Origin of the sequence: Klenkia brasiliensis (genome assembly GCF_900100695.1) — a bacterium.
Lineage (GTDB): Bacteria > Actinomycetota > Actinomycetes > Mycobacteriales > Geodermatophilaceae > Klenkia > Klenkia brasiliensis.
In genome coordinates, this window is sequence record NZ_FNCF01000002.1 from 54039 (window position 1) to 78847 (window position 24809).

Below are 24809 nucleotides of genomic sequence, written 5' to 3' on the forward strand. Positions count from 1 at the left end.
GGGCGGCTCCTGCCGGTCGGGGTGCGGGCCCCACGATCCTCCCGCCCCGGGTCAGCCGAGGATCGCCCGGGTGACGGCCGCCTGCTCGGTCAGCACGCCACCGATGACGGCCTGGGTCTCGTTGATGGTCTCGATGACCCCGCCGATCGAGGCCAGCGAGGTGACGACGGCGTCGACCTGCTCCTGGATGGCGCTGATCCGGTCGCCGACGTCGGTGGTGGCCGCCGCGGTCTCCCGGGCCAGCTCCTTCACCTCGCCGGCCACCACGGCGAAGCCGCGGCCGGCCTCCCCCGCGCGGGCGGCCTCGATGGTGGCGTTGAGCGCCAGCAGGTTGGTCTGCGCCGCGATGCCGCCGATGGTGTGCGCGACCTGGCCGACCTGCTCGCTGGACTCACCGAGCAGACCGACCGCGCGGTTGGCGGCGTCGGCCAGCGCACGGCCCTCGGTGGCCACCGTGGTCGCGGCCAGCACGTTGCGCTCCACCTCCTCGATCGAGGCGACGAGCTCCCGGCCGGCCGACGCCAGCCGCTCGGTGGTCGCGATCCGGTCCAGGGCCTGGCCCAGCAGGTAGGCCGTGTTGCGCAGGGCGGCCTCCCGGCCGGGGGAGAGCACCATCGTCCAGGTCGCGAAGAAGTCCATCGTGCCGATGACCTCCCCGCACACCACGACCGGGAGGCAGACGCCGGACTGCACGCCGGCCTGCTGGGCGACCGGCGCGCGCACGCAGTCGGTCATCTCGCCGAGGTCGGGGACGAAGAACAGGTCACGGGAGCGCCAGGTGCGCCCGGAGAGGCCGACACCGGGGGCGAAGGTGGCCGACAGCGTGACCGCGCGGAACTCGGGCCCGGCGTCGCCGGACTCCCGCTCGAAGCGCAGCACGCCCGCGCCGGGGTCGACCCGCCAGAACGAGCCGTAGGCCCAGCCGAAGCCGGTGCGGATGGTGTCCAGGGCGGTGCGCAGCGCGGTGTCGGCGTCGGCGGCGGTGGTCAGCTGCTGCAGCACCGCGGTGACCGCGGCGACGTCCTGGGCGGTCCTGCGGTCGGCCTCGACGGCGGCGAAGCGGGCGATGGACTGCGAGACGAGGGTGCCGACCGCGCGCAGCGTGGCCAGCCGGCGGGGGGAGGGGGTCAGCTCCTTCATGCAGAAGAAGTCCATGGTCCCGGTGACGGCGCCGTCGGAGAACAGCGGGAAGCAGATGCCCGAGCGCACGCCGACGCGCTGCGCGACCGGGGCGCGCACACAGTCCCTGACCTCGCCGAGGTCGGAGGTGAAGACCAGGTCGCGGGTGGACCAGGCGCGGCCGGACAGGCCCACGCCCTCGGCGAAGGTGGAGCGGGCGGTGACCCGGGCGAACTCCTCGCTGACCGAGCCGCTCTCGGAGGAGAAGTGCAGGGTGCCGTCGGTCGGGTCGACGACCCAGTGCGAGGCGTAGGCGTAGCCGAACGCGTCGCGCACCGCGCCCATCGCGGCGACCACGGCGCCGCGGGTGTCGGTGGCCGTGGCGAGGGCGGTGATGACCGCGGTCACGGCGTCGACGTCGGATGCGGCGTCGTCCGGCTCGACGACGGCGGTGCGGCTGCTGCTGCGGTGGGCGAACACGGTGCTCCTCGGGCGGCGGTGCGCCCGCGGGCGCGTACGTGGTGGTTCTCGGGACCTCTCCGGGACACGTGCAGCCGAAAGTCGTGTGAAACCGGATAGGGCGGAACACGAGGGCGCGACGACGTGCGACGCGGCCGTCCCGGGCGCGTGGGAAAGTGGGCCGGTGAGCCAGCCCACAGCCACCCCCTCCCGCCCGGACGCCCCGGCCAGCCCGGAGGAGCTGTCGGCGGCGTTGCGGGCCACCGGGTACCTGCCCGACGAGGGTCTGGCCACCGCGGCGTTCCTGGCGCTGGCGATGCACCGGCCGCTGTTCCTGGAGGGCGAGGCCGGGGTCGGCAAGACCGCGCTCGCGCACGCGCTGGCCCAGGTCACCGGCCGGCCGGTGTACCGGCTGCAGTGCTACGAGGGGCTGGAAGCCAGCCAGGCGCTCTACGACTGGGACTTCGGCCGGCAGCTGCTGCACCTGCGCGCCGCCGAGGCCGCGGGCCAGGGCGGGGACACCGCCGCGCTCGAGGCCGGCCTGTACGACCGCCGCTTCCTGCTCGCCCGACCCCTGCTGCAGGCCCTGGAGGACGCCCCGAGCGTGCTGCTGGTCGACGAGGTCGACCGGGCCGACGACGAGTTCGAGGCCTTCCTGCTCGAGCTGCTCAGCGACTTCACCATCTCGATCCCCGAGCTCGGCACGGTGCGCGCGGAGGTCCCGCCCCTGGTGGTGCTCACCTCCAACCGCACCCGCGAGGTGCACGACGCGCTCAAGCGGCGCTGCCTCTACCACTGGCTGGAGCACCCGGACTTCGACCGCGAGGTGGCCATCCTGCGCAGCCGGCTGCCGCAGGTCACCGAGGACCTGGCCCGCCAGGTCGCCCGCGCGACGGCGAAGCTGCGCAGCCTGGACCTGCTCAAGCCGCCGGGCATCGCCGAGGCGATGGACTGGGCCACCGCGCTGCACACCCTGGGCGCCCGCGAGCTCGACCCCGACACCGCGGCCCGCACGCTGGGGGCGGTGCTGAAGTACCGCGAGGACACCGACCGCGTGCACGCGCTGACCCGGGGCGCGCTCTTCGGATGACGTCGCTGGCCTTCGCCGCCGCCGAGCGGCCGCAGCGGGACGTCGTCGAGGTGGTGCTCGGCTTCGCCCGCACCCTCCGCCACGCCGGCGTCGCCGCCTCCCCCGACCGCGTCGAGGCGATGCTGGCCGCGGTCGGCCACCTGGACGTGCTCGACCCCGGCGACGTGTACTGGGCCGGCCGGCTGACCCTGTGCGGCAGCCCCGACGACCTGGACCGCTACGACGCCGCGTTCAACGCCTGGTTCGCCGGCGAGGCACCGCGGGCCAGCCGCACGAGCGCGCGGCAGGAGCAACGGCTGGCCGAGTCCGCGCCGCTGGGGGCCACCGACGGCGGGGGCACCGACGCCGAGGAGAAGGCACCCGACCTCAAGGCCGCGGCCAGCGAGGCGGAGGTGCTGCGCACCCGCGACGTCTCCGAGCTCACCGTCGCCGAGCGCGACCAGCTGCGCCGGCTGTTCGCGCTGCTGGTGCCGGCCGCGCCGATGCGGCCCTCGCGCCGCCGCCGCCCCCACCACCACGGCGGGGTCGACATGGCCCGCACCATCCGGCACGCCCTGCGCGACGGCGGGGAGATCACCGCGCTGCGCCGCCGCCGGCCCCGGCCGCGCCCCCGCAGGGTGGTCGTGCTGGTCGACGTGTCGGGGTCGATGAGCCCCTACGCCGACTCGCTGCTGCGCTTCGCGCACGCCGCCGTCCGGGCCCGGCCGGCCTCCACCGAGGTCTTCACCATCGGCACCCGGCTGACCCGGGTCACCCACGAGATGCGGCTGCGCGACCCGGACAAGGCGCTGGCCGCCAGCGGCCACGCCATCCCCGACTGGTCGGGGGGCACCCGGATCGGCGAGGTGCTCAAGGCGTTCCTGGACCGCTGGGGCCAGCGCGGCACCGCCCGCGGCGCCGTCGTCGTGCTGTGCAGCGACGGCTGGGAGCGCGGGGGCACCGAGCTGCTGGCCGAGCAGATGGGCCGGCTGCACCGGCTGGCGCACAGCGTGGTCTGGGTCAACCCGCACAAGGGCCGCGCCGGGTACGAGCCGCTGACCGGCGGGATGCAGGCGGCGCTCCCGGCGGTTGACCACTTCGTCGCCGGGCACAGCCTCGCGGCCTTCGAGGAACTGGCAGGAGTGATCGAGAATGCGTGATGTCCTGGAGGACCTCGTCGGCTGGTGGCGGGCGGGGGAGACCGTCGGCATGGGCACCGTCGTGGCCACCTGGCGCTCGGCGCCCCGGCCGGCCGGGGCCTCCATGCTGGTCGGACCCGACGGCACCGCGGTGGGCAGCGTGTCCGGCGGCTGCGTCGAGGGCGCGGTCTACGAGGAGGCCAAGGACGTCGTCGCCTCGGGCGCCCCGACCCTGGAGCGCTACGGCGTCAGCGACGACGACGCCTTCGCCGTCGGGCTGACCTGCGGCGGCATCCTCGACGTCTACGTGGAGAAGGTGGACCGCGAGAGCTTCCCCGAGCTGGGCGACGTCGCCGACTCGGTGGCCGCGCACGAGCCGGTCTGCACGGTCACCGTCGTCAGGGGGCCCGCGGACCGGCTGGGCCACCGGCTGGTCATCTGGAACGACCGCACCTCGGGCACCCTGGGCTCGCAGCGGCTCGACGACGCCGTCACCGCCGACGCCCGCGGCATGCTCGCCGCCGGGCGGACCGCCACGATGACCTACGGCCACGACGGGGAGCGGCGCGGTGACGAGCTGACCCTGTTCGTCTCCTCCTTCGCCCCGCCGGCCCGCATGGTCGTCTTCGGGGCCATCGACTTCGCCGCCGCCGTCGCCCGGGTCGGGGCCTTCCTCGGCTACCGGGTGACCGTGTGCGACGCCCGGCCGGTGTTCGCCACCAAGCGCCGGTTCCCCGACGCCCACGAGGTCGTCGTGGAGTGGCCGCACAGCTACCTGCGGACCGAGGTCGACGCCGGGCGCATCGACGAGCGCACGGTGCTGTGCGTGCTCACCCACGACCCCAAGTTCGACGTCCCCCTGCTCGAGGTCGCCCTGGACCTCGACGTCGCCTACGTCGGCGCGATGGGCTCCCGGCGCACCCACGACGAGCGGCTGGACCGGCTGCGCGAGGCCGGCCTGACCGACGCGCAGCTGACGAAGCTGTCCAGCCCGATCGGCCTGGATCTGGGCGCCCGCACCCCCGAGGAGACCGCGATCAGCATCGCTGCGGAGATCATCGCCGGTCGCTGGGGCGGCAGCGGGGAGCGGCTGACCGGCGCCAGCGGCCCCATCCACGCGACCGCCGACCGGTGACCGCTACGGGGTGGCGACCCCCGGCAGCGCCCGGTGGGGGACGGTGGCCAGGGCCTCGGCCTGCGGGTGCAGCCGGACGGCGACCAGCGCGATGTCGTCGTCGTTGCTGCCGTCGACCAGCCGGCCGACCAGCCCGTCGCACAGCGCGTCCAGGCCCACGCCCGACAGGTCGGCGACGGCGTCCTGCAGCCGGGCGATGTCGTCGTCCAGGTTGCTGGCGCGGCGCTCGACCAGGCCGTCGGTGAACAGCAGGATGGTCGACCCGCGCTGCAGCACCACCTCGCGCTCGGTGCGCTCGGTGTCGGGGTCGACGCCCAGCAGCAGGTTGGCGCGCCGGTCGGTGAGCACGGCGATGGCGCCGTCGGGGTGCACCACCACCGGCGGCAGGTGGCCGGCGTTGGACCACACCATCCGCGTGGTGCCCGCCGCCCGCTCCTCGGCGGTCTGCTCGAACCGGGCCACCGCCGCGCTGGCCAGCGTGGACACCGCCAGCACGTCCATCGCGCAGTCCAGCCCGCGCAGCACCTCGGCCGGGCCGGCGTCGCTGTAGGCGGCGATGCCGCGCAGCAGCCCGCGCAGCTGACCCATCGCGGCCGCGGCCTCGATGTCGTGGCCGACCACGTCGCCGATCACCAGCATCGTGGTGCCGCCGGGCTGCAGGAACGCGTCGTACCAGTCGCCGCCGACCTTGGCCGACTGCGTGGCCGGGACGTAGCGGACGACGATCTCGGTGTCCTCGGGCGACGGCGGGTCGGTCAGCAGGCTGCGCTGCAGGCCCTCGGCCACCTGCGACTGGCTCAGCAGCAGCGCCGCGTTGTCCAGCGCCAGCCCGACGCGGTCGGCGATCTCGCGGGCGGTGGCCTCGTCCTCGGGGTCGTGCTGCCGGCCCGCGCCGGCGTAGAGGGTGATCGCGCCGCGGACCCGGTCGCGACCGTGCACCGGCAGCACCAGCACGTCGACGGCGTCCAGCTGGTCGTGCAGGTCGCGCGCCTCGCCCTCGACGAGGGAGTCGCGCACCTCGGTCGCGGTGCTGCGCACCGCCTCGCCGCCGGTCAGCGCGCGGGCCAGCGGCGAGGTCATCGACTGCGCGGCGATCCGGGTGCGGGTGTAGCGCTGCAGCAGCGACCGCTGGGCCGGGTCGGCGTGCCAGGAGCCGACGTCGTGCGGGCGGCCGTCCTCGGCGAGCAGGGTGACCACGCAGCCGTCGGCCAGCACCGGCACCAGCAGCCGGGGCAGGTCGGCCACGGAGTCGGGGACGTCGGTGGAGTCGACCAGCGACCGGGCGACGGCGGCCAGCATCGACAGCCGGGCGCTGGAGGCCTCGGCCCGGTGGGTGGTCAGCGTGCGCTGGGTGGTGTCGGTGAAGAACAGGCTCAGCCCGTCGGGCGAGGGCCAGCACAGCACCTCGTACCAGGAGTCCAGCGGCGCCGGGTAGTACGCCTCGACGGTCTGCGGCTCCCCGGTCTCCACCGCCGCGCGGTAGGCCCGCTCGAAGTCGCTGCCCACGGTGTCGGGGAAGGCGTCGTAGATGCTGCGCCCCAGCAGCTGGTCGCGGGTGTGGCCCAGCAGCGCCTCGGCGGCGCTGTTGAGCACCGTGAACCGCCAGTCGTGGTCCACCGACAGGTACCCGGTCGGCATGGCCTCCAGCACCCGCGAGGTGCGGGCCTCGCCGTCGTGCACGGCGGTGGTGTCGTAGGCGACGCCGATCAGCCGCTCCGCGGTGCCGTCCGGGCCGGCCAGGGCGTGGCCCCGGGCCTGCACCCAGCGCGTGCGGCCGTCGGGCAGCAGGATCCGGTACTCGGCCTCGTAGATGCCCAGCGTGTCCAGGGCCCGCTGGATGGCCTGGGCCACCCGGTCGGAGTCGGCGGGGTGCACGGCGTCGTTGAACGCGGCGATGCTGCCGCCGAAGGTCTCCTCGGTCATGCCGAAGATCTCCAGGAGCCGGTCGTCCCAGGTCAGCACGTCGTCGGCGAGCGCCCAGTCGAAGCTGCCGATCTGCCCGGCGTCCATGGCCAGCGCCCAGCGGGCCCGGTCGGACTCGTGCCGGGCGGCCATCTCGACGTTGCGGCCCTGGGTGCGGCGCAGCGTCAGCTCGGAGCTGCACGCCTCGGCCAGGTCGCGCAGCACGGCGAGGTCGCGCTCGGACCAGGCGCGCGGCTGGTGGTCGATGGCGCACAGCGACCCGACGACGGCGTCCTCGACCCGCAGCGGCATGCCGGCGTAGGCCACCACGCCGAGGTCGGGGATGGCCAGGTTCGCACGGACGAGGGGGTGCTCGCGGGCGTCGGAGACCACCAGCGGTTCCCCGGAGGCGACCACGTGCTGGCAGAACGAGTGGCTCAGCGGCGTGCTGCGCGTGGTCTGCCACGGCTCGGGGAGACCCGCGGCGCCGGGGAACACCTGCTCCTGCGCCGACACCAGCGTCACCAGGGCCACGGGGACGCCGAGGCTGGTGCGCACCAGCCGGACGAAGCGCTCGAAGGCGGGGTCGGACTCGGCCGGCAGCGGGGTCGACGGAGGGAGGGCAGTCATGCTCCTCCGTCCCGATCGGTCGTGTATCCCGACGTCGGACGTGTGTCAGGTGTGCGCCGAGCGTACGGCCTGCGGGTCGGCCGGGCCGTCTGGTGGACTGTGGACGTGCAGGTGGAGGTCGTGTCGCTGCTGGCGTCGCCGGGTCACCGCTACGCCGGCCGGCCCGGCACCGAGGTGCCCGAGCAGGCCGGCGACCGCCGCGACGAGCTCGTCGTGCGGGCCGGGTTCGGGGTCGTCGGCGACCGCTACGCCGGGAAGCCGGCGCACCGCGACGCGTCGGTCACGGTGCTGGCGGTGGAGCCGCTGGAGGCCCTGGCCGCGGAGCTCGGGGTGCCGCCCTTCGACCCCCTGCTGACGCGCCGCAACGTGGTGCTGCGCGGCGCCGACGTCGAGGCCCTGCGGGGGCGCACCTTCACCCTCGGCGGGGTCACCCTGCTCGGCGGCCGGGCGGCCAACCCCTGCCGCTGGATGGACGTCGTCCTGGCCCCGGGCGCGCACCGCGGGATGCGGGGCCGCGGCGGCGTGCGCTGCCGGCCGCTGTCCGACGGCGTCCTCCGGCTGGGGCCGACCACCCTGGAGGTCGACCCCGCCGGGTGACCGGCGTCACCGGGCAGGCAGGATCCGGCCATGGACGTCATCGGGCTGCGCCGCGAGCGCGAGGTCCTCACCGTGGCCCTGCAGACCGACCGGCACGTCGTCCTGGAGGGCCCGCCGGGCACCGGCAAGTCCACCCTGCTGCGCTCGATCGCCGCCGAGGTCGGCACCGAGGTCGTCTTCGTCGAGGGCAACGCCGAGCTGACCCCGGCCCGGCTGGTCGGCCAGTACGACCCCGCGGCGGTCATGGCCGAGGGCTACGTGCCCAGCAGCTTCACCGACGGTCCGCTGCTCACCGCGATGCGCGGGTCGGGGCTGCTCTACCTCGAGGAGCTCAACCGGATCCCCGAGGAGACGCTGAACGTCCTCATCACGGTGCTCACCGAGGGCGAGATCGCCGTCCCCCGGCTGGGCCGGGTGCGCGCGGCGGCCGGGTTCCGGCTGATCGCCGCGATGAACCCCTTCGACGCGATCGGCACCGCCCGGGTCGGGCAGGCCATCGCCGACCGGATGTGCCGGGTGGTGCTGGGCTACCAGGACGCCGACGCCGAGCGCGCCATCGTCACCCAGGTGACCGCGGCCGACCCCGCGCTGGTGGCGCTGGCCGTGCAGCTGGTCCGGGCGACCCGGGAGCACCGCGACCTGCGCACCGGCTCCTCGGTCCGCGGCGCCGTCGACCTGGTGCTGCTGCTGGCCGGCCTGCTGCGGGTGCGCGGCGAGCAGCTGGCCGAGGGCCGGGAGACCGCCCGCGACGCCGCGCACGCCGCGCTGTCGGGCCGGGTGAAGGTCGTGGACGGCGTGGACCGCACCCCCGAGGCCGTGCTCGACCAGATCCTGGACGACGTCTGGCCCGCCGACGCCCCGCCGCCCGAGCCCGACGACGCGGCGGAGGAGCAGCCGGGAAAAGCTGAGGGCCCGCAGGCGCAGCAGCCTGCGGGCCCCGACCAGGCCGCGCCGTCGCACCGTGACCGCACCCGCTCGCAGCGCGACCGGTCCACCCCGCGCGCCGAGCTCGCCCGGCAGCACGAGCAGTTCACCCAGGTCAGCCCCGAGGCCGGCGAGCTGGACGACGGCGCGTTCTCCGACCTGCTCGCCACCGACCCCGACGCCGCGGCCGCGCTGCTGGCCGACCTGGGCCGGGCCACCGACCGCGAGCTGCGGGCCGCGGCGCACCGGCTGGCCCGGCGGGTGTTCGTGCAGGTCGCCCGGGTCGGCGCCACCCGCTCCCGCGGCACCCGCCGGCTGGTCACCAACCGCCGCGCCGACGGCGACCTGGACCTCGACCGCACGCTGGACCGCTGGACCGGGGAGTGGCCGCCGGCCGCCGAGGACCTGGTCACCCGTACCTGGACCGGCCACCGCCGCGCCGCCTGCCTGGTGGTCGACGCCTCGGGCTCGATGCAGGGCCTGGGCGTGGCCATCGCCGCGGTCGCCGCCGCCGGGGTGGTGCTGGCCGCCGACGAGAAGCTCACGACCAGCGTGGTCAGCTTCGCCGGCGAGGCCACCGAGCTGCAGCCGCTGGGCCGGCCGGTGCCCCCCGAGGAGCTGGTCGGCCGGCTGGTCGCGCTGCGCGGGCACGGCATGACCGACCTCGCCGCCGCCCTGCGCGCGGCGTCCCGGCAGCTGGCCCCGGCCGTGGTCGACGAGCGGGTCGTCGTCCTGCTGTCGGACTGCCTGCACACCGCCGGGGACCCCCCGTCGTCCGCGCTGGCGGGCATCGACAGGGTGCACGTGCTGTGCCCGCTGCCCACCGAGCCCGCCGAGGCCGCGGCCCGGGCACTGGCCGCCCGGGGCGCCGGCCGGGCGGAACTGGTCCGGTCGGTGACCGAGGTGGGTCCGGCGCTGACACGTCTGCTGGGGTAGGGCCGTGACGACGGTCCTGCTGGTCGACGACGAGGCGGCGATCACCGACAACCTGGCCCCGTTCCTGCAGCGGTCCGGCTTCGAGGTCGTGGTGGCCGGGGACGGCGACGCCGCGCTGGCCAGGGTCGCCGCCGGCCGGCCGGACCTGGTCGTGCTCGACGTGCTCATGCCCGGCCGCGACGGGCGCTCGGTGCTGCGCGAGCTGCGGCGGGGCGGCAGCACCGTGCCGATCATCCTGCTCACCCAGGTCGGGGAGTCCGTCGAGCGGGCGATGGCGCTCGAGGAGGGCGCCGACGACTACCTCAACAAGCCCTTCGACCCGCACGAGCTGGTCGCCCGCATCCGCGCGGTGCTGCGCCGCGGCACCCCCGCCGCGGGGCCCTCGCTGGCCGCCGCGCACCGGTTGCGCAGCGGGTCGCTGGTGCTCGACCGCACCTCGCAGCGGGTGCTCCGGGACGGCGCCGAGGTGGTGCTGACGCCGCGGGCCACCACGCTGCTGGCCTACCTGATGACCCACGCCGGGGAGACGGTGTCCCGGGAGCGGCTGCTGGAGGAGGTGTGGGGCTGGTCGTTCCACACCAGCACCCGCACCGTCGACACCCGGGTCGCCGAGCTGCGCCGCGCCGTGGAGGCCGACTCCGGCGACCCGCAGCTGGTGGTCACCGTGCCCGGCGAGGGCTACCGGTTCGCCGGCCCCGTCGAGGCGGCCTGATGCGCCGCGCGCCCCTGTGGGTGGCCGCCCTCCTGCCGCTGGCCGCCGGGGTGGTGCTCGCCGTCCTCGGCCGGGCCGGCCGGCTGCCCGGCGGGCGGTTGTTCCTCAGCGCGCTCCCCGGGGACTGGGCGCTGGCCGCCGGGGCGGCGCTGTCCCTGCTGGCCGTCGTCGGGCTCGGTGCCGCCGCGCTGCGCGACCGGACCTGGCGACGGCGGCTGGCCGAGCGGGTCGCCGAGGCCGGCCAGGACCGGCGGCTGCTGCTGTCCCGGCTGGACCACGAGCTGAAGAACCCGCTGACCGCCATGCGCGCGGCCACCGCCAACCTGGCCGCGGTCGCCGACCCCGCGCAGGACGCCGCGGTCGGGACCATCGAGGAGCAGGTGCTGCGGCTGAGCCGGCTCACCACCGACCTGCGCAAGATCGCCGACATCGAGAGCGCGCGCATCGACCGCCGCCCGGTCGACCTGACCGACCTCATCGAGGAGATGGTCGACGTCGCCCGCGACCTGCCCGGCGCCGCCGAGCGGCAGATCTCGGTCGACCTGCCCCGCGCGCCGTGGCCGCTGCCGCCGGTCCCCGGGGACGCCGACCTGCTCTCGCTGGCGGTGGCGAACCTGCTGGACAACGCACTGAAGTACACCCCGCCCGGCGGCCGCGTCGAGGTCCGCGCCCGGGAGGCCGCCGGCGAGGTCGTCGTGGAGGTGGCCGACACCGGCCAGGGCATCCCGCCCGACGAGCTGCCGCAGGTGTGGGAGGAGATGTACCGCTCGCCCTCCGCCCGCGCCGTGCCCGGCAGCGGCCTCGGCCTGCCGCTGGTGCGAGCCGTCGTCGAGCGCCACGGCGGCTCCGTGCACGCCGACAGCCGCGTCGGCAGCGGCACCCTGGTCAGGTTGGCGTTGCCGTCGGCACGGCATCAGGCGTAGGGCGTCTGCTGGATCCGGCCCATGTCGCAGACGGGGCCGGCGGTCCAGGCCACCGTCAGGCTGTCGGTCTCGTTCGGCGGGATGACGGTCAGCTCCGACGGGGTGGCCTCGCACTGGCCGGTGGTGGGCTCCGGGCCGGTGGCGACGACGGTCCAGTGCAGCTGCGCCGAGACCGAGTCGCCCGGCTGCAGGGTGGTGCGCCCGCCGCCCGAGCCGTCCTGCGCCGGGACCCGCTCCTGGGTGCTGGGCACCACGCTGCCGCCGGGGCCGACCAGGCCGAGGCCGCCGTAGCCGTAGACCGTGCAGACCTCGCCGCCGGTGTTGGTGAGCGTGAGGGTGGCGTACCGGTTGCCGGCCGCGGCGTCGCCCTCGGACAGCGAGCCCGTCAGCTCGCTGGTGTGGCAGCGGTCGGGGCCGCCGGCGGTGGTGGGCTGCGGGTCGCTGGACTCCGGGGCGGCGGTGACCACGGGCGCGCTGCTGGTGGTGGGTGCGGCCGCGCTGGTCGTCGCGGCCGGGGTGGTGGCCGCCGCACTGCTGGAGGTGCCGGCGATGCTGGTCGCGGCACCGGCGTCCTCGGTGCCCCCGCTGAACGAGCACGCGCTGGTGAGCACCCCCGCGGCGAGGAGCACGGGGAGGGCCAGCCGCTTCGTCGAGTTCGTCATGACCACCATGTTGCCCCCTGCAACCACGGCTCCCACCTGCGCGGACGTCACCATCCGGGGGACCGGTGTCACCGTTCCGTGACACCCGGCCCCGGACGCACGACGGCCCCGGACGCCAGCACGCGTCCGGGGCCGTCGGGCTCAGGGGGTCAGCGACGGACGGCCTTGCGCCCGGTGACCGACTCGGCGACACCGATCAGCAGCACCGCGGCGACGATGGCCACGATCGCGCCCAGGACGTTCAGCTCGGTGAAGCTGCCGGTGCCCAGGGCGGACGCGACGACGCCGCCGATCAGCGAGCCGACGACGCCGAGGCCGAGGGTCGCGAGGATCGAGAGGTTCTGCTTGCCGGGCTTGATCAGCCGGGCGACGGCGCCGACGACCAACCCGAAGACCAGGAAGCCGATGATGCCCATGGTGGTGCACTCCTGACGTGTGGCGACCGCCATTCCTCGACGGCCGCGGGTGCACCCCAGCTACCCCCGTCCTGCGGGATCCACACACCGTGGCGCGTCTCACCCGGGCGGGTCACCGGCCCGGGGCCCGGTCAAGGGGAGCCGCTGCCCTGCCGAACCCCTCTGCGAGGACCCGCACGGGGTCCGTGTGGAGGGACCATGGAGCACGGGGGAGGGCCGACGGCCCCGCCGACGTCGCGGTGGCGCGTCGTGCTGACCTTGCTGGGCACGCTGGCGGTCATCGGTCTGGAGTTCGTGCTGCTCTTCGGCGTCTACGCCCGGGCCGTCCCGGTGAGCGAGCAGCGCGCCGTCGTCGCGCAGGCCGTGGGGTCCGTGCAGGCCGGCGACACCGGCCAGCTGCCCGCCCTCGCCGACGCCCTGGCCGCCGCCGGCGCCGACGACGTGCAGGTGCAGGTCCTGCGGTCGGCCGCCGACGCCGCACCCGAGCAGGCGCTGCCCGCCGTCACCGCGCTGACCGAGCAGCTGGCCGACCGCAGCGCCACGCTGGACGTCGAGGCCGCCCTGTCCTACGCCGCCATGCTCGTCATCGCCTCCGTGGGCTGGATGGTCTGGTTCCGCCGCCTGGTCTCCCGGCACCGCCGGCTGCAGGCCGAGGTCACCGAGCAGGCCGCGCTGGTGGCCAGCGAGGGCCGGCTGGCCAGCCTCGTGCGGCGCAGCGCCGACGTGATCGTCGTGCTGGGCACCGACGGCCGGGTCACCTACGCCACCGACTCCGCCGCCGGCATGTTCGACGCCCCGGTCACCGAGCTGATGGGCTCCCGGCTGCACGAGCGCGTGCTGGGCGGGGACGCCGAGCCGCTGGTCGCCCTGCTGGACGCCCGGCCGGACGGCGACGCCGAGGTCGGCTTCCGCCTCGCCCGCCCCGACGGCCGCACCGTGCACGTCGAGGGCACCTTCACCAACCTGCTCGACGACCCCGGCGTGGGCGGCCTCGTGCTGACCCTGCGCGACGTCACCGACCGGGTGGAGCTCGAGGGCCAGCTCACCCACCAGGCCCTGCACGACCCGCTCACCGGGCTGTCCAACCGCCGGCTGTTCGCCGACCGCCTCGACCACGCGCTGCGCCGCCGCGGCACCCGCGAGCTCACCGTCGTGCTGTGCGACCTCGACGACTTCAAGGACGTCAACGACGGCCTCGGCCACGCCGTGGGCGACCAGCTGCTGGTCGAGGTGGCCACCCGGCTGCGCACGGTGGCCCGCGAGGGCGACACCGTGGCCCGGCTCGGCGGCGACGAGTTCGCCCTGCTGCTGGAGGACACCGGCCTGGACGGCGCCCGCGAGGTGGCCGACCGGGTGCACGAGTGGCTCGCCGCGCCGGTGCTGGTCGAGGGCCACACCATCGCGGTGGGCGCCAGCGTCGGCCTGGCCGACGCCCTCGCCGAGGGCGTCACCGCCGAGGAGCTGCTGCAGCACGCCGACGTGGCGATGTACCTGGCCAAGGACGGCGGCAAGCACGGCACAGCGGTCTACGAGCCCTCCCTGCACTCCGCGGCGTTGGAGCGGCTGCAGCTGCGCGCCGACCTGGAGCGGGCCGTGGTCCAGGGCGAGCTGGTGCTGCACTTCCAGCCCACCATCACCCTGGCCGACGAGGGCGCCGTCCCCACCGTGCACGGCTTCGAGGCGCTGGTGCGCTGGCAGCACCCCGAGCGCGGGCTGGTCCCGCCGGTGCACTTCGTGCCGCTGGCCGAGGAGTCCGGCCTGATCGTGCCGATCGGCACCTGGGTGCTGCAGGAGGCCTGCCGCGCCGCGGTGACCCTGCAGCTGCCCGGCCGCGCGCCGGTCGCGATGTCGGTCAACGTCGCCGTCGCGCAGCTGACCGACCCGGGCTTCGTGCAGCTGGTCGCCGACGCCCTCGCCGACAGCGGCCTGGCCCCCCAGCAGCTGGTCCTGGAGATCACCGAGACCTCCCTGCTGGCCGGCGCCGAGGTGGTCGCCCCCCTGCTGGCGCAGCTGCGCGCCATGGGCATCCGGATCGCCATCGACGACTTCGGCACCGGCTACAGCTCGCTGTCCTACCTGCGCGACCTCCCGGTCGACGTCCTCAAGGTGGACAAGTCCTTCGTCGACCACGTCGTCGGCGACGAGCAGGGCGCGTCCCTGGCCGAGGCGATCATCGCGATGGGCCAGTCGCTGCACCTGACCACCGTCGCCGAGGGCGTGGAGGGCCCCGAGCAGGCGGCCTGGCTGACGGCGGCCGGCGCGACCTACGGCCAGGGCTACCTGTGGTCCAAGCCCGTCCCGCTGGTCCAGGCCGTGGCGCTGCTGACCGCGCCGGTCCGGGAGGCCGCCGTCCAGGTGTGACCCGGGCCGGTCCGTGGCACGGTGGGTGGAGCGACTCCACCGACCCCGAAGGGACCGCGATGACCGAGTCCACGACCTCCCCGGCCGGCCCGACCAGCAGCTCCACCGAGCTCGTCTCCAGCCTGGGCAGGACGACCATCGCCGACGCCGTCGTCGCCAAGATCGCCGGCATGGCCGCCCGCGAGGTGCACGGCGTGCACCGGCTCGGCGGCGGCGCGGCCCGCGCCTTCGGGGCCATCCGCGAGCGGATCCCCGGCTCCGGCGGCCCGAACGTGAGCCAGGGCGTCTCGGTCGAGGTGGGGGAGACCCAGGCCGCCGTCGACATCGACGTGGTCGTCGAGTACGGCGTCGCCATCGCCGACCTGGCCGCGGGCATCCGGCGCAACGTCATCCAGAGCCTGCAGCAGATGACCGGGCTGCAGGTCGTCGAGGTCAACATCGCCGTCGACGACATCCACCTGCCCTCCGACGACACCGAGGACGCCGAGCCCGCGCCCAGCCGGGTCCAGTGACCGGCCCGGACGGCGCCCTCGTCGCCGGCGTCGACCCCCGCGTGCTCGCGGCGGCCGTGCTCGCCTGCCCGGGTGTCGTCCGGCTCTCCGGCGGACCGTTCGGCGCCGTGGGCACCTACCTCCCCGGCGAGCGGGTCACCGGCGTCGTCGTCCGGGAGGTGGCCGCAGGTGGTCCGCCGGACGTCGCGGTGCACCTGGTGTCGCGGACCGGCGTCCCGGTCGCCGAGGTGGCCGGCCAGGTGCGCACCGCGCTCGCCGCGGCGGCACCGGGGTCGCGCGTCGACGTCCGCGTCGAGGACGTCGACACCGCGGAGGGCCGGCCGTGACCGACGACCGGGCCCGCCGCGCCGCCGAGCGGGCCTTCGTCCGGGCGCACCACCCCGACGTGGGCGGTGACCCGCAGGTCTTCGCCGCCGGGCTCGCCGCGCTCCGCGCCGGGCGGCACCCACGTCCCGCCGAGGTCACCGCCGAGGTCACCGTGGTGGCGACCCGCCGGCTGCGGGCCGCCCGGGTGCTGCACCGCTGGCGGCGCGCCCGCCGCGACGCGCGGCGCTCCACCCGTCTCCGTTGAACCCCCAGGAGGTACGCATGCGTCCCAGCACGGTCGGCCTGCTCGTCGGGATGGTGCTCGGCCTCGCCGGCGCCTTCGGCGGGTTCGGCGCCTTCGTCCTCGTCGCCGTCCTCGCCGCCCTCGGCTTCGTCGCGGGCAAGGTCGTGGAGGGCCAGCTGGACTTGTCCTCCCTCCTCGGCCCCGGCGGCCGCCGCCGCCGCGACCGGTGACCACCTCCGCACCGCCGTTGCCCGACCCCGAGCTGCGGGGCCGGACGACGGTCGCCGACCGCGCGGTCGAACGGCTGGCGGCCGCGGCCGCCGCCGAGGTCGACCTGGCCACCGGCAGCGCCCGGCGGGTGCTGGGCCTCCCGGTCAGCGACCCCGACCGGCCGCGGGTCACCGCCCGCGTGCACGGCGACGAGGCCACCGTCGAGGTCGACCTGGCCGTGGCCTGGCCGGCGCCGGTCGGGCAGGTCGCCCGCCGGGTCCGCGCCCGGGTCGCCGAGCAGCTCGCCGACCTGGCGGGCCTGCGCGCCGTGCGCGTCGACGTGCGGGTCACCGCGCTGCCCGCGCAGCGGGCACCCGAGCGGCCGAGGGTGCGCTAGGTGCGCGGGGTCGACCGCGTGCTGGCGCTCGTGCTGGGCCTGGTCGGGCTGGGCGGCGGGGTGCTGCTGGCCGCCGAGGTGGTGCAGGGCCTGCTCGGCCGGACGGGGCACCTCGTCGTGCCCTACGAGGGCGTGGCCCGGTGGCTGCGGGAGCACGCCTGGTCGAGCGCACCCGTGGTGGCGGCCGGGGCCGGGGTGGCCGTGGCGGGCCTGCTCCTGCTGGTCGCCGAGGTGGTGCCGCGCCGCCGGACCCTGCTGGTGGTCGCAAGCGACGACGCCGACGTGGTCACCGCGGTCGCGCGCAGCGGCGTCGGCCGGACGCTGGAGCAGGCGGTGGCCGGGGTGCCCGGGGTCGACGGCACCCGGTCGCGGGTCGGCCGGCGCACGGTCCGGCTGACCGTGCGCACCGCGCTGCACGACCCCGCTGACCTGGAGCGGCAGGTGCACGAGCGGGCGTCGGCCGCGCTGGCCGGTCTCGGCCTGGTGGCCGCCCCCGAGCTCGACGTCGACCTGCAGCGGGTGACGGCATGAGCGGGCCGGCCGCGCTGGCTCCGGCGACCCGCACCCCCGGGGCGGTGCGCGCCAACCGGGTGGTCCTCGCCGTCCTGGGCCTGCTGCTCCTCGCGGGCGGGGTGCTCGTGCTGCTGCTCGGCCTGGGGGTCCTCGGCGCCGCCCGGGCCGACCTCGCCGTCCTGCCGCCGGGCGCCGCCGTGCCGGGCTGGACCTGGCCGGTCGTCGGGGCCGCCGGGGTGCTCGTCGCCGCCCTGTCGGCCTGGTGGCTGGTGGTCCAGTCCCGCACCGACCGGCTCGCCCGGCTGCGCCTGGAGGACGCCGACGGCGGCCGCACCGTGCTGGAGGGGGCGGCGCTGACCCGGGCCCTGGAGGAGCAGGTCGAGGCCGTGCCCGGCGTGGCCCGGGCCTCGGCGCACCTGTCCGGCACGTCCGCGGCGCCCCGGCTGCACCTGCGGGTCCGGCTGACCGGGCGCGCGGACCCGGCCCAGGTGCACCGGACGGTCACCGGGGAGGTGCTGGCGCAGGCGCGCGCGGCACTGGAGGTCGACCGGCTGCCGACCCGGGTCGAGCTGGACCTGCCGCGCGGCACCGGACGGACCCTGGCCTGAACCCGGGACCGTCCGACCACGGGTGCGGCGGGTCGGTGACCTGCCGTCGTCGGAGGTGTGCGGCATGATCGGGGCAGCTCACGGGACCCGGGGGCGGGGACGGGGGGGACCGGTGGCCGAGAAGACCGCGACCCTGTTCACGGCGGGTCTGGACGACGGCATCCGCGAGGTGGTCCTGGCCACCGACTGGGCCGCCACCCCGCTGGGCGAGGTCAGCACCTGGCCCGAGTCGCTGCGCGCCGCGGTCGGCATCTGCCTGAACAACCCCTTCCCCATGCTGGTCATGTGGGGCCCCGAGCTGGTGATGGTCTACAACGCCGGCTACGCCCCGATCCTCGGCGACAAGCACCCGTGGGCGATGGGCCGGCCCTGCGCCGAGGTGTGGGCCGAGCTCTGGCCGACCATCCGTGGCCGGCTCGACGGCGTGCTGGCCGGCACCGCCACCTACGACGTCGACCTGCCGCTGCTCATGCACCGGCACGGCTTCGACGAGGCCACCTGGTTCACCTTCGCCTACTCGCCGATCACCGACCCCGACGGGCGCGTGGTCGGGGTGCTCAACACCACCAGCGACACCACCGGCCGGGTCCTCGGCGCCCGCCGGCTGACCGCGCTGCAGGCCTTCGCCGAGGTCGCCGCGGCCCGGCACGGCGACACCGACCGCGCGGCGAGCGCGGCGATGGCCGCGCTCACCCGCGCCCCGGACGACGTCCCGTTCGGCCTGGTCTACCTGCTCGACCCCGACGGCCGGTCGGCGCACCTGGCGGCCACCACCTGGCAGTCCGGCCCGCCGCCGGCCGCGCTGGTGACCCGGCTGCCGACCGGCGGGGTGGCCGACTGGGCGTGGGAGGCGATCACCACCGGCACCGTGCAGGTCACCGACGGCCTCGCCGCCCGGCTGCCCGGGTTCGTGCCGCCGCGGCCCGGTGCGCTCACGCCCGCCGACGTCGACCAGGCCGTCGCGCTGCCGCTGGTGGTGGCCGGCCAGTCCGCGCCGATCGGGGTGCTCGTCGCCGGGGTCGCGCCCCAGCTGCGGCTGGACGAGGACTACCTCTCCTTCCTGGAGCTCGTCGCCGGGCAGGTGGCCGCGGTGGTCACCGACGCGCAGGCCTACCAGGCCGAGCGCCGCCGGGCGGCCGAGCGGGCCGAGGCCGAGCGCGAGGTGGCCCGCGCCGCGGTCGAGGTGTCGGTGGTCCTGCAGCGCTCCATCCTCGGCCCGGTCGAGCTGCCCGAGGGCTTCGCCGTCCGGTACGAGCCGGCGGCCCGGGCCCTGGAGGTCGGCGGCGACTGGTACGACGTGGTCCAGCTCGCCGACGAGGTGTTCGGCGTGGTGGTCGGCGACGTGGTCGGCCGCGGGCTGCCCGCCGCGGCCGTGATGGGCCAGCTGCGCAGCGCCGGCCGGGCGCTGCTGCTGGAGGCCAACGGCCCGGCCCAGGTGCTGTCGGCGCTCGACCGGTTCGCCGAGCTGGTCCCGGGCGCGACCTGCAGCACGGTGTTCTGCGCCGTGGTCGACCGCCGCGCGGGCACGCTGCGCTGCAGCAGCGCCGGCCACCTGCCGGCCGTGCTCGTCGGCGCCGACGGCACCGCCCGGCTGCTCGACGGCGCGCAGTCGCTGCCGCTGGCGGTGGCCACCGGGCTGGCCCGACCGGAGACCGAGGTCGCCCTGGCGCCCGGCGACAGCCTGCTGCTCTACACCGACGGCCTGGTCGAGCGGCGGCACGAGGCGCTGGACGAGGGCATCGACCGGGCCGTCACCGCCGTCGTCGAGGGCCGTGCGCTGTCCCCGGACGTGCTGGCCTCGGTCCTGGTCGACCAGCTGCTGGACGAGCAGGAGGACGACGTCGCCCTGCTGGTCTACCGGCACCCCGCGGAGGTGGCCGCCGCGCCATGACGCGCGGGCGGGTCGTCGTCGTGGGTGCCGGGCCGGTGGGGCTGACCGCGGCGCTGCTGCTGGCCCACCGCGGCCACGACGTGCAGGTGCTGGAGCGGCGGACCGCGCCGTCGGGGCTGCCGCGGGCGGTGCACCTGGACGCCGAGGCCCGTCGGGTGCTCGCGGACGCGGGCGTCGGGGACGGCTTCGCCCGGGTGAGCGCGCCCGGGGCGGGGTTGCGGCTGCTGGACGCCGAGCACCGGGTGCTGGCCGAGTTCCCCCGCGAGCCGGGGGCGGCGTCGATGTTCCACCAGCCCGACCTCGAGCAGCTCCTGCGCGACGCGGTGGCCGCCGCCGGGGTGGAGCTCGTCACCGGGGTCGAGGTGCATCGGGTCCGGCGCACCCGGCGCGGCGCCCAGGTCGAGACGGACCGGTCCGTCCTGGCCGCCGACGTCGTGCTGGGCTGCGACGGTGCGCACTCGGTGGTCGCCCGGGCGGTCGGTGCGCGGTGGCGGCAGCTGGCCCGTCCGGACCGCTGGCACGTGGTGGACCTGCTCGCCCCCGCCCCGCTGCCCGGCTGGCCGGGGGTGCACCAGGTCTGCGACCCGGAGCGGGCGGCGACGTTCATGCCGGTGTCCGGGCTGCGCTACCGGGCCGAGTTCCGGGTGACCGACCGGCCGCTGGACCTGCCCGCCGAGCTCGCCCGCTTCGGCGCGCAGGACTGCGCGGTCGTGCGGGCCACCGACTACACCTACGGCGCCCGGGTGGCCCGGCGGTGGCGCTCGGGCCGGGTGCTGCTGGCCGGGGACGCCGCGCACCTCACCCCGCCGTTCATCGGCCAGGGGCTCGGGCTGGGCCTGCGCGACGTGCACCAGCTGGCCTGGAAGGTCGACGCGGTGCTGGCCGGGGCGCCCGACGCGCTGCTGGACACCCACGGCCGCGAGCGGGCCGCGCACGCCCGGGCGCTGGTCCGGCTGGCCGCGCTGACCGGCTGGCTGATGACCGCCGGTGGGCGCCGCGCCGCCCGGGTACGCCGGGTCGTGCTGCGGCTGCTGCCCCGCACGCTGCTGGCCGCCGGCACCCCGCCGCTGCGCCGCGGCCCGTGGGTCCGCCGTCCCCGGGTCGGGCCGGCGCACGGGGTGGGCCGGCTGGTGCCCGACGTCGAGCTGCGGCGAGGCCGCCGGCTGGACGACGTCCTCGGGCCCGGGTGGGCGCTGCTGGTCTGCTCCACCGAGGTGCCCGACGTGCCCCCGCTGCCGGGCGGGGCGCGGCCGCGGGTGCTGCACCGGGGCGCGCTGCCCGACCTCGGGCCGGCGCTGCGGGACCGCTGGGTGCTGGTGCGCCCGGACCGGGTGGTCGCCGCCGTCGGCCCCCGCATCCAGCGCCCCGGACGGTGATCAGGTGACCTGATCACGGTTCGGCCGGCCACACCTACGTCGGTGCGGGTGGCCGTACGTGGATCAGGTCACCTGATCACTGTCCGGAGGACGGCAGGGCAGGATCGGGCCCATGGTCTTCGACGTCGCCGCCGTCCGGTCGCACTTCCCCGCGCTGCAGGGCGGCGCCGCGCACTTCGACGGCCCCGGCGGCACGCAGGTGCCGACCCCGGTCGCCGACGCGGTGCACGCCGCCCTGGTCGCCCCGATGGCCAACCGCGGGTCGACGACGCAGGCCGAGCGCAATGCCGACGACGTGGTGCTCGCCGCCCGGCGGGCGGTGGCCGACCTGGTCGGCGGGCAGCCCGGCGGCGTGGTGTTCGGCCGCAGCGCGACCGTGCTGACCTACGACCTGGCCCGCACCCTGTCGGCCGGGTGGGGTCCCGGCGACGAGGTGGTGGTCACCCGGCTGGACCACGACGCCAACGTCCGCCCGTGGGTGCAGGCCGCCGAGCGGGCCGGCGCGACCGTGCGGTGGGCGGAGTTCGACCCCGCCACCGGTGAGCTCACCGCCGCCGACGTCGCCGCCGTGGTCACCGACGCGACCCGGCTGGTCGCCGTCACCGGCGCCTCGAACCTGATCGGCACCCGCCCGCCGCTGCCGGAGATCGCCGGCGTCGCGCACGCGGCGGGTGCGCTGCTGCACGTGGACGGCGTGCACCTGACCGCGCACGCGCCGGTGGACCTCGCCGAGCTGGGCTGCGACACCTTCACCTGCTCGCCGTACAAGTTCCTCGGCCCGCACTGCGGGGTGCTGGTCGCCGACCCCGCCTTCCTGGCCACGCTGCACCCGGACAAGCTGCTGCCCTCCACCGACGCCGTCCCCGAGCGGTTCGAGCTGGGCACGCTGCCCTACGAGCTGCTCGCCGGCACCACCGCGGCGGTGGACTTCCTGGCCGGGCTCGGCAGCGGCGCGACCCGCCGGGAGCGGCTGCTGTCGGGCATGGCCGCGCTGGAGGCGCACGAGGACGCGCTGCGCGCCTCGCTGGAGGCCGCGCTGGCCGAGCTCCCCGGGGTGACCGTGTGGTCGCGGGCGGCCCACCGGACGCCGACCCTGCTGGTCACCTTCGAGGGCCGGGACGCCGCCGACGCCTACCGGTTCCTGGCCGCGCGCGGGGTGAACGCCCCGGCGGGCTCGTTCTACGCGCTGGAGTGCTCCCGCTGGCTAGGCCTGGGCGACACCGGCGGCCTGCGGATCGGTCTGGCCCCCTACAGCGACACCGGGGACGTCGAGCGCCTGCTGGCGGGCCTGCGCGCCTTCCTCGCCTGACCCCCGGGGGCCCGCCCGGGGCGCGCCCCGGCCCCGTCCTCGCTCCGTCCCCGCTCGATGTGACTCGTCGTGGTGTCCGCCCGCCCGGACCCCGCTGGATGTCACGTCGAGCGGGGCCCGAGCCGCGTCAGCGGAGGGTGGGGAAGCCGCCGGCGAGCTGGTCGAAGGCGGCGTGCAGGTCGTCGGCCAGCGAGCCGTCGCCGGCCAGCCACGCCTCGAACGCGGTGGTGGCCGCGGCCCGGGTCGCGAGCGCGACCAGCCGCGGGACCAGGGAGTCGGGGCGGCAGCCGGTGCGCCGGGCGACGTGCTCGGCGACCACCCGGTCGACGTCGGCGTAGCGCACCTGCGAGTGCGCCTGCAGCGCCGGCTCGGACAGGATCAGCCGCATCCGCTGGCGCAGCAGCGGCAGCTCGGCGTCGGCGTAGTCGTTGACCTCGACGTAGGCCGCGCAGATGGAGGCGAGCACCGGCTGCTCGGGGTCGGTGGCCGCGAGCTTCTTCTCCAGCCGGACGACGTGCTCGTGGAAGTCGCCCCACACGGCGTCGGCCTTGGTGGCGAAGTGCCGGAAGAACGTGCGGCGGCTGATGCCCGCGGCGTCGGCCACCTCGTCGGCGGTGACCGCGTCGAAGTCGCGCTCGGCGAACAGCTCGAGCGCGGCGGCCTCGATGCGGGCGCGGGTGACCTCCCGGGCGGCGGCTTCGCTCACGTCGGCATCATCCACCCCTTGCTGCGTGGCACTGGGTGCCACTAGCGTCGGCCGTGTTCGTGACCCAGCTCACCAGGAGGCACCCGTGCCGGAGCAGACCGAGACCGAGACCCCCGCCCCCGCCGCCGAGGAGGTCCTCACCGAGGAGTCCCTGGTGGAGGAGGTCTCCATCGACGGCATGTGCGGCGTGTACTGAGCCGTTGGCCGACACCCTCGTGACCGGGCCCGACACGGGCCCGGTCACGATCCCCGTTGACGAACTGCCCTTCGACCCCACCGTGGGCTGGCGCAAGTCGCCGTCGGTGGCGCTGCGCCCCGAGCCCTTCGGCGCGCTGGTCTACCACTTCGGCAACCGCAAGCTGTCGTTCCTGAAGTCGCAGCCGCTGGTCGCCGTGGTCAAGGCGCTGGAGGCCCACCCCGACGTCGCGTCCACGCTGCGGGCCTGCGAGGTCCCCGAGGCCCAGCACCCCGCCTACGTCACCGCCCTGGCGACTCTCGCCCGCTCCCAGATGATCGAGGTGCGCGCATGACCGCAGTACTGCCCCAGCGGCCCACCGGGGGCCGGTTGATCGACCAGTTCGAGTACGGCCTCGACGCCCCCATCTGCCTCACCTGGGAGCTCACCTACGCCTGCAACCTCGCCTGCGCGCACTGCCTGTCCTCCTCCGGCCGGCGCGACCCCCGCGAGCTGACCACCGCCGAGGCCGAGGCGGTCATCGACGAGCTGCAGCGGATGCAGGTCTTCTACGTCAACGTCGGCGGCGGCGAGCCCACCGTGCGGCCGGACTTCTGGCACCTGCTCGACTACGCCATCGGCCACGACGTCGGCGTCAAGTTCTCCACCAACGGCGTGAAGCTGGACAAGACCCGCGCCGCCCAGCTGGCCCGCACCGACTACGTCGACGTGCAGATCTCCCTGGACGGCGCCACCGCCGAGGTCAACGACCGGGTCCGCGGCACCGGCTCCTACGCCACCGCCATCACGGCCCTGGAGAACCTGGCCGAGGCCGGGATGAAGGACTTCAAGGTCTCCGTCGTCGTCACCCGGGAGAACGCCGGCCAGCTCGACGCGTTCAAGGCCCTCACCGACTCCTACGGCGCCCAGCTGCGCATCACCCGCCTGCGCCCGTCCGGCCGCGGGGCCGACGTGTGGGACGAGCTGCACCCCACGATGGCCCAGCAGAAGGAGCTCTACTCCTGGCTGCTGGCCAACGGCGACGGCGTGCTGACCGGTGACTCCTTCTTCCACCTGTCGGCGTTCGGGGAGGCCCTGCCGGGGCTCAACCTGTGCGGCGCCGGCCGCGTGGTGTGCCTGATCGACCCCGTCGGGGACGTCTACGCCTGCCCGTTCGCCATCCACGAGAACTTCCTGGCCGGCAACGTCCGCAGCGAGGGCGGGTTCCAGCGGGTCTGGCAGACATCGGACCTGTTCACCGAGCTCCGCAGCCCGCAGACCGGCGGCGCCTGCACGAAGTGCGCGCACTTCGACGCCTGCCGCGGTGGCTGCATGGCGGCCAAGTTCTTCACCGGCCTGCCGCTGGACGGCCCCGACCCCGAGTGCGTGCAGGGCTACGGCGAGAGCGCCCTGGCCGCCCGGGACCTGGAGCTGGTCACCCCGAAGTCGCACATCGACCACTCCCACAAGGGCCCGGTGCGCGGGCAGCCCACGCTGCTGGGCATCCCGAGCATCCCTTCCCGGGCTCCGGCGAAGATCTGCGACGAGTCGCCGCTGGCCGGCCTCGACCTGCGCTGA

Annotated in this window: 26 protein-coding genes; 21 read left to right on the forward strand and 5 right to left on the reverse strand. The window is 76.2% G+C overall.

Features of this window, described 5'->3' with window-relative positions:
• Window positions 1-51: 51 nt before the first annotated feature.
• A complete protein-coding gene (locus tag BLT39_RS23240; protein ID WP_278246942.1) occupies window positions 52-1599 on the reverse strand; it encodes a GAF domain-containing protein in 1548 nt (515 codons plus the stop codon).
• Between the two features lie 163 nt (window positions 1600-1762).
• Here BLT39_RS23240 and BLT39_RS04605 point away from each other — a divergent pair, with 163 nt between their 5' ends.
• The 3 genes from BLT39_RS04605 to BLT39_RS04615 are packed head-to-tail and all read left to right on the forward strand — an operon-like array spanning window position 1763 to window position 4921.
• Window positions 1763-2668, forward strand: a complete 906-nt coding sequence (locus BLT39_RS04605; protein WP_091059672.1) for an AAA family ATPase — start codon at window positions 1763-1765, stop codon at window positions 2666-2668.
• Window positions 2665-3807 carry a vWA domain-containing protein gene (locus BLT39_RS04610; protein ID WP_091059675.1) on the forward strand — a complete coding sequence of 381 codons (1143 nt, stop codon included), beginning with the start codon at window positions 2665-2667 and terminating at the stop codon, window positions 3805-3807. The genes BLT39_RS04605 and BLT39_RS04610 overlap by 4 nt, the downstream gene beginning before the upstream one ends.
• A complete protein-coding gene (locus BLT39_RS04615; protein ID WP_091059678.1) occupies window positions 3800-4921 on the forward strand; it encodes an XdhC family protein in 1122 nt (373 codons plus the stop codon). The genes BLT39_RS04610 and BLT39_RS04615 overlap by 8 nt, the downstream gene beginning before the upstream one ends.
• A gap of 3 nt (window positions 4922-4924) precedes the next feature.
• Here the strand turns inward: BLT39_RS04615 and BLT39_RS04620 are convergent, their stop codons facing one another.
• Window positions 4925-7453, reverse strand: a complete 2529-nt coding sequence (locus tag BLT39_RS04620) for a SpoIIE family protein phosphatase (protein ID WP_091059680.1) — start codon at window positions 7451-7453, stop codon at window positions 4925-4927.
• Between the two features lie 99 nt (window positions 7454-7552).
• On the opposite strand from BLT39_RS04620, the gene BLT39_RS04625 reads away from it, so the two are divergent.
• The 4 genes from BLT39_RS04625 to BLT39_RS04640 are packed head-to-tail and all read left to right on the forward strand — an operon-like array spanning window position 7553 to window position 11545.
• Window positions 7553-8050 (forward strand): MOSC domain-containing protein, encoded by a 498-nt coding sequence (locus BLT39_RS04625; protein WP_242658164.1) that lies wholly within the window; start codon window positions 7553-7555, stop codon window positions 8048-8050.
• A gap of 30 nt (window positions 8051-8080) precedes the next feature.
• The gene (locus tag BLT39_RS22250; RefSeq protein WP_165640151.1) at window positions 8081-9910 is read left to right on the forward strand and encodes an AAA family ATPase; all 1830 of its coding nucleotides are present in this window, start codon (window positions 8081-8083) and stop codon (window positions 9908-9910) included.
• A 4-nt stretch (window positions 9911-9914) separates the two neighbouring features.
• Window positions 9915-10622 carry a response regulator transcription factor gene (locus BLT39_RS04635; RefSeq protein WP_091059683.1) on the forward strand — a complete coding sequence of 236 codons (708 nt, stop codon included), beginning with the start codon at window positions 9915-9917 and terminating at the stop codon, window positions 10620-10622.
• Entirely contained in the window at window positions 10622-11545 is a 924-nt protein-coding gene (locus BLT39_RS04640) for a sensor histidine kinase (protein ID WP_091059686.1), read from the forward strand. Before BLT39_RS04635 ends, BLT39_RS04640 begins: the two co-directional genes overlap by 1 nt.
• On the opposite strand, the gene BLT39_RS04645 is transcribed toward BLT39_RS04640, so the two are convergent.
• Window positions 11536-12207 carry a DUF4232 domain-containing protein gene (locus BLT39_RS04645; protein ID WP_131801406.1) on the reverse strand — a complete coding sequence of 224 codons (672 nt, stop codon included), beginning with the start codon at window positions 12205-12207 and terminating at the stop codon, window positions 11536-11538. The genes BLT39_RS04640 and BLT39_RS04645 overlap by 10 nt on opposite strands.
• Window positions 12208-12356: 149 nt before the next feature.
• Complete coding sequence (locus BLT39_RS04650) at window positions 12357-12623, reverse strand: GlsB/YeaQ/YmgE family stress response membrane protein (protein WP_207507617.1); 267 nt, start codon at window positions 12621-12623, stop codon at window positions 12357-12359.
• A 249-nt stretch (window positions 12624-12872) separates the two neighbouring features.
• Here BLT39_RS04650 and BLT39_RS04655 point away from each other — a divergent pair, with 249 nt between their 5' ends.
• The 11 genes from BLT39_RS04655 to BLT39_RS04705 all read left to right on the forward strand — a co-directional run bounded on the left by BLT39_RS04655 (window position 12873) and on the right by BLT39_RS04705 (window position 22350).
• Window positions 12873-14984, forward strand: a complete 2112-nt coding sequence (locus tag BLT39_RS04655; protein ID WP_091059693.1) for a putative bifunctional diguanylate cyclase/phosphodiesterase — start codon at window positions 12873-12875, stop codon at window positions 14982-14984.
• Window positions 14985-15043: 59 nt separating this feature from the next.
• The gene (locus tag BLT39_RS04660) at window positions 15044-15496 is read left to right on the forward strand and encodes an Asp23/Gls24 family envelope stress response protein (RefSeq protein WP_091059696.1); all 453 of its coding nucleotides are present in this window, start codon (window positions 15044-15046) and stop codon (window positions 15494-15496) included.
• On the forward strand, window positions 15493-15822 hold the full coding sequence (locus BLT39_RS04665; RefSeq protein ID WP_091059700.1) for an Asp23/Gls24 family envelope stress response protein: 330 nt from the start codon (window positions 15493-15495) through the stop codon (window positions 15820-15822). The genes BLT39_RS04660 and BLT39_RS04665 overlap by 4 nt, the downstream gene beginning before the upstream one ends.
• On the forward strand, window positions 15819-16067 hold the full coding sequence (locus tag BLT39_RS04670; protein ID WP_091059704.1) for a hypothetical protein: 249 nt from the start codon (window positions 15819-15821) through the stop codon (window positions 16065-16067). Before BLT39_RS04665 ends, BLT39_RS04670 begins: the two co-directional genes overlap by 4 nt.
• A 17-nt stretch (window positions 16068-16084) precedes the next feature.
• Entirely contained in the window at window positions 16085-16276 is a 192-nt protein-coding gene (locus BLT39_RS04675; RefSeq protein ID WP_091059707.1) for a hypothetical protein, read from the forward strand.
• Window positions 16273-16653 (forward strand): Asp23/Gls24 family envelope stress response protein, encoded by a 381-nt coding sequence (locus BLT39_RS04680; protein WP_091059710.1) that lies wholly within the window; start codon window positions 16273-16275, stop codon window positions 16651-16653. Before BLT39_RS04675 ends, BLT39_RS04680 begins: the two co-directional genes overlap by 4 nt.
• Window positions 16654-17184: a DUF6286 domain-containing protein gene (locus BLT39_RS04685; RefSeq protein ID WP_091059714.1), complete on the forward strand. Its 531-nt coding sequence runs from the start codon at window positions 16654-16656 to the stop codon at window positions 17182-17184. It abuts the gene before it with no gap.
• Window positions 17181-17774 carry an Asp23/Gls24 family envelope stress response protein gene (locus BLT39_RS04690; RefSeq protein ID WP_091059717.1) on the forward strand — a complete coding sequence of 198 codons (594 nt, stop codon included), beginning with the start codon at window positions 17181-17183 and terminating at the stop codon, window positions 17772-17774. Before BLT39_RS04685 ends, BLT39_RS04690 begins: the two co-directional genes overlap by 4 nt.
• Window positions 17775-17886: 112 nt before the next feature.
• The gene (locus BLT39_RS04695) at window positions 17887-19665 is read left to right on the forward strand and encodes a SpoIIE family protein phosphatase (protein WP_165640152.1); all 1779 of its coding nucleotides are present in this window, start codon (window positions 17887-17889) and stop codon (window positions 19663-19665) included.
• Window positions 19662-21041, forward strand: a complete 1380-nt coding sequence (locus tag BLT39_RS04700; RefSeq protein WP_091059724.1) for a bifunctional 3-(3-hydroxy-phenyl)propionate/3-hydroxycinnamic acid hydroxylase — start codon at window positions 19662-19664, stop codon at window positions 21039-21041. Before BLT39_RS04695 ends, BLT39_RS04700 begins: the two co-directional genes overlap by 4 nt.
• Window positions 21042-21153: 112 nt before the next feature.
• A complete protein-coding gene (locus tag BLT39_RS04705; protein WP_091059727.1) occupies window positions 21154-22350 on the forward strand; it encodes a cysteine desulfurase-like protein in 1197 nt (398 codons plus the stop codon).
• A gap of 127 nt (window positions 22351-22477) precedes the next feature.
• Here the strand turns inward: BLT39_RS04705 and mftR are convergent, their stop codons facing one another.
• Window positions 22478-23056 carry a mycofactocin system transcriptional regulator gene (gene mftR, locus BLT39_RS04710; RefSeq protein WP_091059731.1) on the reverse strand — a complete coding sequence of 193 codons (579 nt, stop codon included), beginning with the start codon at window positions 23054-23056 and terminating at the stop codon, window positions 22478-22480.
• Window positions 23057-23141: 85 nt separating this feature from the next.
• Here mftR and mftA point away from each other — a divergent pair, with 85 nt between their 5' ends.
• Genes mftA through mftC form a run of 3 tightly spaced genes read left to right on the forward strand, consistent with a single transcriptional unit; the run spans window position 23142 to window position 24809 of the window.
• Entirely contained in the window at window positions 23142-23252 is a 111-nt protein-coding gene (gene mftA / locus BLT39_RS22900; protein ID WP_091554209.1) for a mycofactocin precursor MftA, read from the forward strand.
• 4 nt (window positions 23253-23256) lie between these two features.
• Window positions 23257-23586 (forward strand): mycofactocin biosynthesis chaperone MftB, encoded by a 330-nt coding sequence (mftB, locus tag BLT39_RS04720; protein ID WP_242658165.1) that lies wholly within the window; start codon window positions 23257-23259, stop codon window positions 23584-23586.
• Window positions 23583-24809, forward strand: a complete 1227-nt coding sequence (gene mftC, locus BLT39_RS04725) for a mycofactocin radical SAM maturase (protein WP_091059733.1) — start codon at window positions 23583-23585, stop codon at window positions 24807-24809. Before mftB ends, mftC begins: the two co-directional genes overlap by 4 nt.

Bases quoted from the DNA above. Each gene is read 5' to 3' on its own strand.
- BLT39_RS04610 (WP_091059675.1), top strand. From the start codon at position 2,665: ATGACGTCGCTGGCCTTCGCCGCCGCCGAGCGGCCGCAGCGGGACGTC.
- BLT39_RS04615 (WP_091059678.1), top strand. From the start codon at position 3,800: ATGCGTGATGTCCTGGAGGACCTCGTCGGCTGGTGGCGGGCGGGGGAG.
- BLT39_RS04620 (WP_091059680.1), bottom strand. From the start codon at position 7,453: ATGACTGCCCTCCCTCCGTCGACCCCGCTGCCGGCCGAGTCCGACCCC.
- BLT39_RS22250 (WP_165640151.1), top strand. From the start codon at position 8,081: ATGGACGTCATCGGGCTGCGCCGCGAGCGCGAGGTCCTCACCGTGGCC.
- BLT39_RS04640 (WP_091059686.1), top strand. From the start codon at position 10,622: ATGCGCCGCGCGCCCCTGTGGGTGGCCGCCCTCCTGCCGCTGGCCGCC.
- BLT39_RS04645 (WP_131801406.1), bottom strand. From the start codon at position 12,207: ATGACGAACTCGACGAAGCGGCTGGCCCTCCCCGTGCTCCTCGCCGCG.
- BLT39_RS04650 (WP_207507617.1), bottom strand. From the start codon at position 12,623: ATGGGCATCATCGGCTTCCTGGTCTTCGGGTTGGTCGTCGGCGCCGTC.
- BLT39_RS04660 (WP_091059696.1), top strand. From the start codon at position 15,044: ATGACCGAGTCCACGACCTCCCCGGCCGGCCCGACCAGCAGCTCCACC.
- BLT39_RS04675 (WP_091059707.1), top strand. From the start codon at position 16,085: ATGCGTCCCAGCACGGTCGGCCTGCTCGTCGGGATGGTGCTCGGCCTC.
- BLT39_RS04690 (WP_091059717.1), top strand. From the start codon at position 17,181: ATGAGCGGGCCGGCCGCGCTGGCTCCGGCGACCCGCACCCCCGGGGCG.
- BLT39_RS04700 (WP_091059724.1), top strand. From the start codon at position 19,662: ATGACGCGCGGGCGGGTCGTCGTCGTGGGTGCCGGGCCGGTGGGGCTG.
- BLT39_RS04705 (WP_091059727.1), top strand. From the start codon at position 21,154: ATGGTCTTCGACGTCGCCGCCGTCCGGTCGCACTTCCCCGCGCTGCAG.
- mftC (WP_091059733.1), top strand. From the start codon at position 23,583: ATGACCGCAGTACTGCCCCAGCGGCCCACCGGGGGCCGGTTGATCGAC.